Origin of the sequence: Pseudactinotalea sp., assembly GCF_048594945.1 — a bacterium.
Taxonomy (GTDB): domain Bacteria; phylum Actinomycetota; class Actinomycetes; order Actinomycetales; family Beutenbergiaceae; genus Pseudactinotalea.
Map to the genome: position 1 here is coordinate 1 of NZ_JBMDXJ010000384.1, position 11918 is coordinate 11918.

The following is an 11918-nucleotide window of genomic DNA, read 5'->3' on the forward strand; positions in this document are numbered from 1 at the left end:
CACCGTTGCCCACGGCGTTCCGGGCGAGGACCCGGAACCGGTAGCTGGTGCCGTTCTGCAGGCCGGTGATCGTGACGCTGCGTGCGGAGGCGCTCACGGTCCGCACGGTCTTCCACGTGCCGCCGGAGTACCGCTGCACGACGTAGCCGGTGATCGCCGCACCATTGTTGCTCGGAGCGCTCCAGCTGATCTTGACCTTGCCCGAGCCTGCCGAGGCCGCCTTGGCCGCAGTCTTGGACGGCACCGTGCGCGGCTTCCCCGACACCACCGACGACGCCGCACTGTTACCCGCCGCATTCACCGCGATCACACGCACCCGATACGTGGTCCCGTTCTTCAGACCCGTGATCGTGTAGCTCGTCGCAGTCGGCTTCACCGTCCGCGACGCGGTCTTCCATGTCCTGCCGTCGGTCGAGTACTGCACGATGTACGCCGTCCGCGAGGCACCACCCGAGCTGCTCGGCGCGACCCAACGCACCACCAGACTCGACTTGCCCGCCGACACCTTCACCGTGCGCGGCGCCGACGACACCGTGCGCGGCTTCGCCGACACCACCGTGGACCAGGCGCCGTCGCCTGCGGCGTTCCGGGCGAGCACGCGCACCCGGTACGTGGTGCCGTTCTTCAACCCGCTGATCGTGTAACTGGTGGCGCTCGGATTGACGGTGCTCGACGCGCTGGTCCAGGTGACGCTGTCGGTCGAGTACTGCACGCGGTAGTAGGTCCGCGCTGTGCCACCGGTACTGCTCGGCGCGCTCCACCTCACGGTGAGCGTGCTCGCACTCGGAGAGACCGTGACGGACCGAGGCGCGGAGGAGACCGTTCGCGGCGTAGCCGTGAGCGAGGCCCACTCACCTTCGCCGACGGCGTTCAGCGCACGCACCCGGAACGAGTAGGCGGTGCCGTTCGTGAGCCCGGTGACCGTGTGACCGAGCGCGGTTGGCGGAAGCGTGGCCGCCGTCTGCCACGTGCCTGAGGACAGGGCGTACTCGACGAGGTAGCTCTGCACGTCGTTGTAGGGGCTGGCTGGCGCCGCCCAGGCCAGCACGACGCTGCCGGCCTTCGGCGTCGCGGTCGCTACCGGCTTCGCTGGCACCGGCCCGACCGTCGCCGTGGCGACGGCAGACCAGGCGCCCGTGCCGGCCGCGTTGACGCCCGCCACCTGGTAGCTGAGCTGGGTGCCCGGCGCGTGCCCCTCGTCGAGGAACGGCGTGGTGACGTCCTGGGGCGCCGTCCACGTCGCGCCGCCATCCAACGAGCGGATCATGACCCAGTGCGTGGCCGGGTCCCCCGGCCCCTCGACAGCGCCCCAGGTCAACTGGGCTCCGCCTGCCGTGGCCACCACGGACACCTTCGGAGCGTCGGCGCGCACCGCCGGCTGCTCGCCGCCCTCGTCACTCGGTTCGGCGCCGTCGTCAGCGACCCCGCCGCCCGCGTCATCCTCACCCGCTGTCACGGTGCCCTCGGCGACCACCGCGACCGGCTCGGCGGGCTGGACGGTCTCGACCTCATCCTCGACCGTCGGGTCCGCAATCGCCGCGGCAGCGGGACCTCCCGTGAGGGCGAACACCGCCGTCAACAGCAACGCCGTTGCTCGCACGGCGACGCCGCTCACCAGCTCACGCCACGACCCATCGCGCACCGAACGCGCACTCGCAGACCCTGCCACCGCAGACCCAGCCATTCACTCGCAACCCAGCCTGCACCACCTGCAGTGCGCACAAGATAGCGCACAACCGGTGGTACTCAGGCGCGTGTCAGAGGAGCGTGCTCCACTCGTCCGCGAGTGTGATGAGGGCGACGGCCGCGACCACGACCCACCACAGCGCGGTCAGCACCCAGCGGTACTGCACGAGCAGCGAGCGCACGCCTGCGCTCACCGGCAGCGCGCCGTTCTGCGTGGACCGGGCGAGCGTGTGCACGAACAGCGGGATCATCACCGTCCACACCAGTGCGCACCACGGGCAGATCGCACGGATCGAGAACAGCGCCTGGTACTGGAGCCAGGTCACGAACCCGATGCCGAACAGCGTGCCGAGCAGCAGTCCACGCCAGTACCAGACGGGCAGCCGCTGGCCGGCGAGCAGCAGCACCCCGCTGACCACGACGACCGGGAACGCCACCATCCCAATCACCACGTTCGGGAACCCGAACGCCTGCGACTGTGGCGACCCGAGGAACTCACCGCACGTGAGGAACGGGTTGATGTCGCAGACCGGGACGTAAGACTCGTCGTTGAGCATGTGGATGTATTCGATGTTGAGCATCGCGGCAGCGATCAGGCCCAGCGCACCGGTGACGACCAGCAACAACCCGAAGCCGCGACCCGACCCGCCGGCGCGCTCGTGACCGGACCCGGCCCACCTGTCCGCGACCTCAGGGATTTCGGAGTCGACGTCGTCGACGTCGAGGTCCTCGTCAGTTCGCGTGCTCACCCAGGTCTCCTCACGACGCGGCCACTGCGCACAGGATAGAGCGTCGGCACAGCTACCCCTCGTCGTCGGTCGCATCCCCTGCGTCATCGGATGCGTCGGCGTCGTCTGTGTCCCCGGAACCGTCGGTGCCTGGTCCTACCACCGGCGCATCCCATGGCCCCTCGCCGGGCGCTGGGACCGGCAGGTGGACCACGGTCTCCGAGCGCGGCGGGAACGACTGCCAGGGCTCGACCGTGACGCTGCGATCCACGCCGAACGTAATGAGGCGGAAGTCCATCGGCACGCCGTTGGCCCGGTCCCAGCGGATGATCGTCATCGTCGCGGTGTTCTGAAGCGGGCCGATCGTGGGAGTGTCCTTGGTCGCGCCTGCGGTGCTGGCACTGAGGTACTGAATTCCGAGGCCGGCCTGCCAGGGTCCGATGCGCCGGTGCAGGTGACCGTTGAGGGTGAAGCCCACACAGCCGGAGTCCAGGCCTGCCTGTGCCGCGCGCATGTTGTGCACCAGCAGGATGTCGATCGGGTCGCCGGCCTCGGCCGCCTCGCACGCGACCTCGTTGAGGCGCTCCCCCATCGCCTCGAACGTCTCGTCGCGCTGCGGGTGCGTGGGCGCGCCCAGCGAGGTCAGCATCGGGTCCCGGTCGCCGAGGATCCGCAGCCCTGCGACCTCCACGGTCTCGCCGCGCAGCACGATCCAGCCGCGAGCTTCCTCCTGCCCGGCTGTGGTCTCGGAGTCGTGGTTGCCATCGGCCACCACCACGGGAACGCCGGCCGGGATGCCATCGGCGAACGCGTTCACACACACCGACTCCACCGAGGTACCGCCCATCACGGTGTCGCCGGCGTTGAGCACCACATCGGCCTCGGAGAGCTCGACGGCTGCGCCCACCACCGAGGCCATCCCCACGTTGCAGTGCAGATCGGTGACGACCGCGAGCGTCACCGGGTCGGGCTCGACCGGCTCAGCGTCCTCGCCGGACTGCGTCGCGTCGCCGTCAGCCTCGGTCCCTTCCTCGGTCGGTTCGCTCGTGGGCTCGTCGCTCGTGTTCTCCGACCCGTCGGCCGGGTCCTCGGTCTCGACCGAGGCCGGGTCGATCGTCGGCACCATCTGCGGCTCGCCAACCGGCTCGAGCGGCGCCGGATCCGTGGCGTAGGCGGTGCGGAGGTTGGCCTCGACCTCCGCGTAGAACTCGTCGTTCTCCCGGATCGCGTCCACCACGTAGCCGCCGTAGAAGTCGATCAGTCCGCCGAGCCGCCCGGTGATCCTCGCATCCGCGAGAGGCGTTCCTGCGAGCACCTCGGAGGTGCGCCCGACCCCACCGGAGCCGCGGGTCGCGGTCACCACCACGGGCACCAGCAGTGCGAGCGTGAGAGCGATCGCCATCGCGGGAACGCCCTGCTGCCGGAGCGCGCTGCGCGCTGCCTGCCGCAGCACGCCGTGCGATGCCAGGCGCCCCAGCGCCACCACGGCGAGCAGGATGGACCAGGCCAGGATCGTGCGTCCGACGGCGTCCCTCACGACCCCGTTCGCGGCGTCCCTGATCGCTGCCTCGGGGTTGGCGAGGAACTGGCTGTAGCTCGACAGGTCACCGGTCAGGCCCGCGATCGGGTTGGCAGCCCCGGCGTCGAGCTCGATCGGGATCTCCTTGACCACGACGTCCGCGCCCAGTCCGAGTGGCAGCGGAGAGTCGATGATCAGGGCGCCCAGCGGACCCATGTCCACGGTGATCTCGGAGTTGAGCGTGGTCGAGTACTGCGCGGCGTGAGGTCCGACCGACCCGGTGAATTGCGCCGTCGTCACCCCGAACACCAAGGACGCAATGCCGGCGACGAGCACGACCGCACTCGTGCGCACGGCACGTCGGAACGCGGTCGATCGCTGGTGCCACCACTCCCACCGACGGCGTGGGGCCGCCGGGGCCGGGGTCTCGGTCGCGTCGGGCTGCTCGGGTGCGGGCTGCCGGCCCGCCTCGTCGTTCTCGGTCATGCGCGGGGCGAACTCACTGGTAGGAGACGAAGTCGGGGACGGGATCGACGTCGGAGTAGGTCTCCGCGGGGGTCAGCATGGGCTGGTCCTCGTCGATGAAGTTCTTCCAGCCCCAATGGATGCCATCCGGTGCGTCCTCATGGAGCGTGCGCCAGGTCGCCTGCTTCGCGCCCTGCGACCCCTGCCCGTCGGCGTGGATGAGGAGCGCCACCTCGGTCCGGCTCACGTCGAGGTCCTGCCGGTCGGTGATCATCCGCAGCTGGAACTGGTGCAGCACGATCACCTTCTGCGGCAGGTGGTTCTCCTGCACGAAGTCGGCGAGGTAGTGCACCACGTCGTTGACCTCACCGATACCGACCGAGCCGATCTGCTGCAGGTGCACCTGGTCGTCGCCGAGCCGCCACTCGGGATCCAGTGCCACGCCCACGTTCGGGAACGCGAGCAGGTCCTCGTACTCCTGCACCTGCTCGAGGAACGTGCTGCGTCCCGGTTGGAAGTCGAGCACCACGTACTGACCGGCGTCCGCCGCCGCCTCGATCAGCGGCAGGAAGGTGTCGGAGGACCACTCGTTCGAGTAGTTGCCGTCCTCGCCGGCGGTGCCGCTGGCCACCGTGACGATGATCTCGAGCGCGGGGACCACGGTGTCGTCGGTCAGATCGTCGTACTTGCGCGCGTACGCGGCTGCCCGATCGATCGTCTCCTCGACGCCTTGCTCGCCGAGCAGGCCGAGAGAGGAAGTCACGGGGCTGCCGTACAGGGCGACGTAGCGCTTGGCGTCGAACACCAGCTGGCCGCCACCGGGCAGCTGCACCCCGGTCTGAGCGGTTGCGGCACGCCAGCCGAACTCTGCCTCGGACCCCATGCCGGCACCCAGGCCCAGGACGGTCTCGGGCTGGTGTTCCGCCAGCGCCTCGATGGCAGTGGTGTCGCCGCGGATGTCTCCGTTGACGCGCACCACGTCCGCGCCGACGCCGAGGGCGGTCCCGAGCCCGGCGACCTGGGATGCGTCGCCGTCGGAGAGCACGGTGCTCGACTCGACCTGCACAGGCGGGGCCAGCGGTGGGAGCTCGCCGACCGCCGTCGGCTCCTGCCCGGGGCTGGACGGACTCGCCGACTCGCTCGTCGACTCCTCGGAGCTCTCGGACTGCTCGCCCGGGGCGAAGACCTGGCCGGGTTCGAGCGCGAGCAGGGCCGCCACATCGTCGGCGTCGTCGCCTCCTGGGGGCATCTCGACGGCGGTGAGTGCGACTGCGAACTGCTCACCCAGCTCCTCGGCATCCTCGGGCGCAGGCGCAACGATGAGCGAGGTGGTGTCGATCTGGGTCAGGTCGACCGCGCCGACCGTGACCACACCGACCACGCCCAGCCGCAACAGCTCGGTGTCGAGCGAGCCCGGCTGAGCGTCGCTGAGCAGCACCGGCGCACCCGTGGCCGCGCCGATCGACGCGGCCCGGAGCACGGCTGCTCGGTCACCCTGGGGGGCGAGGATCGCCACCTGCGCCGCAGTCAGGTACGTCCTGCTCACACCGACCGCGACCTCTGCCGGATCGGATGCCGGGAGCAGCGTGGCGGGCGCCTCGGGCGCGGTGGCCTCCGAAACCGGTCGCGGCGCCGCCTCAGTCTGGCTCGGAGTCGGCTCCGGATCCTCGGTGTCCAGGTCCACGTTGCCTGAACAGCCGGTCAGCAGGAGTGCGATGGCTGCGACTGCGGCGGCCCACCGGGCGCGCAGTCGCGAGTGCACCCGGGAAGCAGCCATCGATCCACTGTAACTGTGGAACCCGCTCGCGCCGCTACGGCGTTCGAGGCTCGGGAGGAGCCTCGTCGCTGGCCGCGGTGGCCGGCGTCGTCGCCGGATCCAGGCCGGTTTCGCCCGCCTCTTCGACCTCGGCAGCGCGCTGCCTCGACACACGTGCTGCCTTCTGCTCGGCCTCGTCGATCTTCGTGCGGGTGCGGCGCGACCGCCGCCGGATCACGATCACCGCGACCAGGGCGAGCACCACGAGCCCGATCCCGGTCCATGTCCCCCCGCGGAACCCTGGACCAGCGATCGCCAGCATCGACCTGGCATCGCCACCGCCGAGCGCGATCGTTGTCGTGAGCACGTTCGGCAGCAGGAGCAGCAGGGCGATCACGATGATCGCGATCCGTGCCTGGGAGCGCAGCCCTCGGCGGAAGGCGAGGGCTCCGATCCCGAGCGGGAGCACGGTAAACAGCGCTCCGATCCCCACCCCGATCGGGATGCCTCGTCCCGAGACACCGTGGACCCAGTCGCCCACGAGCCCTGCCCACCATCCGGGGAGCACCGCGACGCCGAGCACCACCAGCACCACGACCGCCACCCCGACGCCCACCCACACGGCGGCGTTGCGCAGCCAGGCGGGCGGTGCGTTCGTGGTGCGGGCGGGTCGACGAGCAGCGCCATCGGCTTCGTCAGGTGGCATCGGGGTCTCCACCTGGCCATGCAACCACGGGACCCACCGGACCGGGGCCGGGTCAGACCAGCGAGTCGCGCCAGGCGGCATGCAGCGCCGAGAACCTGCCGTCGCCGGCGATCAACTCATCGGGCGTACCGTCCTCCACCACCCGGCCCTGGCTCATCACGAGCACGCGGTCGGCGATCGCGACGGTCGAGAGGCGGTGCGCGATGATCAGTGCGGTGCGGTCGTGCAAGAGCGACTCGAGACCGCGCTGCACCAGCCGTTCGCCCGGTATGTCCAGCGAGCTCGTCGCCTCGTCGAGAATCAGCACCGCCGGATCCGCCAGGAATGCACGCGCGAACGAGATCAATTGCCGCTGCCCCGCTGACACGCGGCCACCACGCTTGTTGACGTCGGTGTCGTAGCCATCGGGAAGCGCCTCGATGAAATCGTGGGCACCGACAGCCTGCGCCGCCCTCACGATCTCTTCCTCGCTCGCGTCCGGCCGCCCGAGCGCGATGTTGTCGCGCACGGTGCCGCTGAACAGGTATGCCTCCTGGGTGACCATCACGATCGCCCGGCGAAGGTCCTTGCGAGACAGGTCCCGCAGGTCGATCCCGTCGAGTTTCACCGAGCCTTCGGTGACGTCGTAGAACCGGGCGATCAGCTTGGCGAGCGTGGACTTTCCGGCGCCCGTGGATCCGACGAGCGCGATCGTCTGGCCCGCAGGCACATGGAGGTCGAGCTCGGGCAACACCACGGCGCCGCTGCCATACCCGAAGGTCACTCGCTCGAAGGCCAGGTCTCCCGTCGCGTGCGGCAGCGGGATCGGGTTCTCCGCGTTCCGCACCGTCGGCTGCTCCTCGAGCAGGCCGGAGATCTTCTCCAGCGCCGCGGACGCCGACTGGAACGAGTTGTAGACGCCGGCCATCTGCTGCACCGGCTGGAAGAAGCGCTTGGTGTAGAGCAGCGTCGCGACCAGCACACCGACCTCGAGATCGCCGTGCAGCACTCGGTATCCCCCGACCGCCAGCGCGATCGCCACCGTCAGGTTGCCGATCAGCTGCAGCGAGGGGTCGAAGATGCCGTTGAGGTTGAACGACCGCATGTTGTTGCGGCGGTAGTCCTCGGCGAGCTCACCGTACTTCTCGTTGTTGTCGGACTCGCGACGGAACGCCTGCACGGCGCGCATCCCGGTCATGTTCTCGACGAAGTTGACGATCAGGCGCGCGGACGCGACGCGGGACTCGCGATAGAGGATCCGGGACCGCGACGTGAACCACCGGACCACGAGGATCACCGGCACCACGGCCACGGCGAGGACCATGCCTGCGCGCCAGTCGAGCAGGAACAGGGACAGCCCGGTGAAGAGCATGAACAGCATGCCGGAGGCGAGCGAGGTGATGCCGTTGTCGAGCAGCTCGCGAAGAGCCTCGAGATCGGAGGTCTGCCGGGCGATGATGCGGCCCGAGGTGTACTTCTCGTGGAACTCCAGAGAGAGCCGTTGAGTCTGCCCGAAGACGCGCTGTCGCAGGTCGAGCAGGACCGCCTGGCTCACGCGCGCGGCGAGCCGGATGAAGGCCGCTGAGCCGGCGCCCGCCACGATCGCGGCGATCAGGTACGCGCCTCCGATGAAGGCGACCGTGGACCAGTTGCCCTGTTGCGCGTCAGGGAGGCCACGGTCGATCGCCAACGCGATGATCGCCGGCCCGGCCACCCGCGATGCCTGGGCGAGCACCACCAGCACGACCGTGAGCCAGAAGCGACCGCGCTCGGGCCGGAGCAGGTCCAGCAGCAGTCGGCGTGACCGGCGGCGCACCACCGCCGAGGTCTCGCGGTCGAGGTTGATGTTCTCCTCGTCCCCGACCCCGAGGGGCTGATTCTTGAGCGCGCCTGCCGCGCCGCTCGCTCGCATACTCATACCCGCAGCCCCCGTGCGCGATCGAACTCCTCGTCCTCGATGAGGCTCGAGATGACGAAGCGGTAGTGGAGGTGATCGACCAACAGCTCCGAGTGTGGCCCGACACCGGTGACGCGACCGTCCTGGAGCACGGCCACGCGATCGGCGAGCGCCACGGTGGAGGGCCGGTGCGCGACCACCAGGACCGTGGTGTCCGCGAGCTCCTTGCGGAGCCGAACCGTGACGGCTTCCTCCGTCTCGACGTCGAGCGCCGACAGCGGGTCGTCCAGGACGAGGACCCGCGGCCTCGCGGCGATCGCCCGTGCGAGCGCGAGGCGCTGACGCTGACCGCCGGACAGGCTCAGCCCCTCTTCGCCGATCGTCGTCTCGATGCCCTCGGGCAGCTGGTGCACGAACGTCGCCTGGGCGATCTCGAGCGCACGCTGCAGGTCCTCATCGGTGCGGGCATCCGGTGGTGCGCCGAGCAGCACGTTCTCGCGCACCGTGGCCGAGAACAGGGTGGCGTCCTCGAACGCGATCGCCACCTGCGTCCGCAGGTACTCCCGGGTCATGGCGCGGATGTCCACGCCGTCGAGAAGCACGGCACCCGAGGTGACGTCGAACAGTCGCGGGACAAGTGCCGCCATCGTCGTCTTGCCCGAGCCGGTCAGACCCACCAGCGCCATCGTCTCGCCGGGGCGGACGGTGAGGTCCACGCCCATGAGGACCTCCTCACGCGGCGCTTCGTGCGGCACGTGGGTCGGAGCCGGGACCAGATCGATCGGGGGCGCGTCGGGGTAGTGGAACCGGACAGCCTCGAAGCGGATCTCACCGCGGACCTCCTCGAGCTCGACCGGCTTGGCCGGGTCCGCCACGGTGTTCTCGCTGTCGAGCACCTCGAAGTAGCGGTCAACGGAGGTCTTGGCGGTCAAGCTCATCGAGAGCAGCTGCCCGAGCTGCTCGACGGGACCGTTGATCACAGCCGCGGTGGCGAAGAAGGCTCCGAGTGCTCCGACCGTGAGGTCGCCCTGCGTCACGAGCCAGACGCCCCACACCACGCAGGCTCCCAGCACGGCTTCGGGGATCGAGATGATCGAGAACGTGAAGGCCGACATCTGGCGCGCCTTGGTGATCTCCGTGTTGCGCAGCTCGCCGGCCTGGGAGGAGAAGCTCCGATAGGCCTCGGGGCCGCGGCCGAAGGCCTTCAGCACCCGAATGCCGTGCACGGACTCCTCGACCGTGGTCGCGAGGTCGCCTGCCTGGTCCTGCGACAGCCGCGCGATGCGGCGGAAGCGGCGCGAGAAGCGGAAGCTGAGGATGGCCATCGGGATCGCGCCGAGCAGGTACACCCAGCCGAGCGGGCCGGCGGTGTTGATCATCAGCACGATGCCCACGGTCACGGTCGCGAGGTTGACGACCAGCATGACGATCCCGAACGCCATCCAGCGCCGCAGCATGCTCAGGTCGGTCATCGATCGTGAGAGCAGCTGACCGCCCGGCCACTGGTCGTGGAACGCCAGCGGAAGGTCCTGCAGGTGCCGGAACAGGCTGGTGCGCATCCCCCGTTCCACATAGGTGGTCGGCGTGAGGATCAGTCTGCGACGCAGGAAGACGAAGCACACCTCGAGCAGCCCGAGTCCCAGCACCGCCCCGATCGCCCACCACAGCCCACGGGTGTCGCCGCTGGTGACCGACCCCGAGAGGGGGCCGTCCACGAGCGACTCCAGTACCTGCGGGATCGCGAGCGCGCACAGCCCCGCCCCGAGGGCGCACAGCATCCCCATGCTGATGCGTGGCAGTGCCGGCCTCACGAACGGCATCAGCCGCAGCAAGGTGGCAATGGTCGAGGTGTCGGCTGGCTTCCGCTGTGCGGGCGCCGTCGCGGACACGAGCATCCCTCCCAAGAGCGCCGGCTGGCTCGCCGCTGTTGCGAATCGTTTCGACCGAGCCGGTGTGGTCAGTCTACTACTCTCGGGAAGCGGTATCCGACGTCTCGGATGTCGGACTCGAGGCCTCGTCCGATCAGGCGGACTTCTTCGTGGTCTTCTTGGTCGTGGCCTTCTTGGTGGTCTTCTTCGCGGACGACGGCGCATCCTCCGACTCGGCAGCGCCCCGCTTGGCCCGGGTCTCCTCGACCGAGCGTCGCAGCGCTTCCATGAGGTCGAGCACCTCCGCGGGCTCCTCCTCGCCGGCGCCGAACGTGGCCTCCGTGTCGATGGCATCGCCCTGCTCGATCTTCGCCTCGATGAGCGTGCGCAGCTGTTCCTGGTAGTCGTCGTGGTGGGCCTCGGGGTCGAAGTCCGCCTCGAAGCTTGACACCAGCGACGCGCTCATCTCGAGCTCCTTGGCGCTGATCCGGACCTTCTCATCGAGTCCCGGGAAGTCGGCGGCACGAACCTCGTCGGGCCACAGCATCGTCTGCAGCACGAGCACGTCGTCCTTGACGCGCAGCGCCCCGAGCCTGGTCTTCTGTCGCAGCGCGAACGAGACGATCGCGGTGCGGTCGGTCTCCTCCAGGGTGCGCCGCAGCAGCACGTAGGACTTGGTGGACGCCGAGTTGGGAGAGAGGTAGTACGCACCCTCGAACATCAACGGGTCGAGCTGCTCGCTGGGCACGAACTCGATCACATCGATCTCACGGCTGCGCTCGGCCGGCAGCGAGTCGAGGTCGTCGCTCGTGAGCACCACGGTGCTCTCGCCCTCGGTGTACGCCTTGTCGATGTGCTCGTACGGCACCACCTCCCCGCACACCTCGCACTTGCGCTGGTACCGGATCCTGCCGCCATCAGCGTCGTGGACCTGGTGCAGCTTGACGTCGTGGCTCTCGGTCGCGCTGTACAACGACACCGGCACGTTGACCAGACCGAAGGTGATCGCACCCTTCCAGATCGCACGCATCGAACTCTCCTCACTGCCGGGCGCCTCCCCGGACGAGCCCCAGTCAAGCACCAAGCCCCCACATCCGACAGGTCACCCGCCCCGATCTCCGTCCCACCCTCCCCCACCGCGGCGGCGAGCCGAGGGAAGATGGACCCGTGGCCGGTGAGGTGAGCAGCGAGGCGACCGTCGCCGTCGACGGTGTCCAGCTCCGGGTCACCAACCTCGACAAGGTGCTCTACCCGGAGACCGGGACCACCAAGGCGGACGTGCTGCGCTACTACGCGCAGATCGCCGACGTGATG

General features: G+C 69.5%; 8 protein-coding genes. All 8 read right to left on the reverse strand.

Going from position 1 to position 11918, the window contains the following annotated elements:
- Nucleotides 1–1615 (reverse strand): fibronectin type III domain-containing protein (locus ACOJSN_RS17395; RefSeq protein ID WP_420113751.1); only part of this gene is annotated, 1615 nt, incomplete at its 3' end.
- A gap of 142 nt (nt 1616–1757) precedes the next feature.
- Nucleotides 1758–2435 (reverse strand): vitamin K epoxide reductase family protein, encoded by a 678-nt coding sequence (locus ACOJSN_RS17400; RefSeq protein WP_420113752.1) that lies wholly within the window; start codon nt 2433–2435, stop codon nt 1758–1760.
- Between the two features lie 52 nt (nt 2436–2487).
- Entirely contained in the window at nt 2488–4419 is a 1932-nt protein-coding gene (locus ACOJSN_RS17405; RefSeq protein ID WP_420113753.1) for a metallophosphoesterase family protein, read from the reverse strand.
- Nucleotides 4420–4432: 13 nt separating this feature from the next.
- The gene (locus ACOJSN_RS17410; protein ID WP_420113754.1) at nt 4433–6175 is read right to left on the reverse strand and encodes a hypothetical protein; all 1743 of its coding nucleotides are present in this window, start codon (nt 6173–6175) and stop codon (nt 4433–4435) included.
- Nucleotides 6176–6209: 34 nt separating this feature from the next.
- Complete coding sequence (locus tag ACOJSN_RS17415) at nt 6210–6860, reverse strand: hypothetical protein (protein WP_420113755.1); 651 nt, start codon at nt 6858–6860, stop codon at nt 6210–6212.
- Nucleotides 6861–6912: 52 nt separating this feature from the next.
- Complete coding sequence (locus ACOJSN_RS17420) at nt 6913–8757, reverse strand: ABC transporter ATP-binding protein (protein WP_420113756.1); 1845 nt, start codon at nt 8755–8757, stop codon at nt 6913–6915.
- On the reverse strand, nt 8754–10631 hold the full coding sequence (locus ACOJSN_RS17425) for an ABC transporter ATP-binding protein (protein ID WP_420113757.1): 1878 nt from the start codon (nt 10629–10631) through the stop codon (nt 8754–8756). The genes ACOJSN_RS17420 and ACOJSN_RS17425 overlap by 4 nt, the downstream gene beginning before the upstream one ends.
- A gap of 127 nt (nt 10632–10758) precedes the next feature.
- Complete coding sequence (locus ACOJSN_RS17430) at nt 10759–11634, reverse strand: Ku protein (RefSeq protein ID WP_420113758.1); 876 nt, start codon at nt 11632–11634, stop codon at nt 10759–10761.
- Nucleotides 11635–11918: the final 284 nt, after the last annotated feature.

Excerpts from the sequence above, each read along its gene's own strand:
- ACOJSN_RS17405 (WP_420113753.1), bottom strand. The coding sequence starts at position 4,419 with ATGACCGAGAACGACGAGGCGGGCCGGCAGCCCGCACCCGAGCAGCCC.
- ACOJSN_RS17410 (WP_420113754.1), bottom strand. The coding sequence starts at position 6,175 with ATGGCTGCTTCCCGGGTGCACTCGCGACTGCGCGCCCGGTGGGCCGCC.
- ACOJSN_RS17415 (WP_420113755.1), bottom strand. The coding sequence starts at position 6,860 with ATGCCACCTGACGAAGCCGATGGCGCTGCTCGTCGACCCGCCCGCACC.
- ACOJSN_RS17420 (WP_420113756.1), bottom strand. The coding sequence starts at position 8,757 with ATGAGTATGCGAGCGAGCGGCGCGGCAGGCGCGCTCAAGAATCAGCCC.
- ACOJSN_RS17425 (WP_420113757.1), bottom strand. The coding sequence starts at position 10,631 with ATGCTCGTGTCCGCGACGGCGCCCGCACAGCGGAAGCCAGCCGACACC.
- ACOJSN_RS17430 (WP_420113758.1), bottom strand. The coding sequence starts at position 11,634 with ATGCGTGCGATCTGGAAGGGTGCGATCACCTTCGGTCTGGTCAACGTG.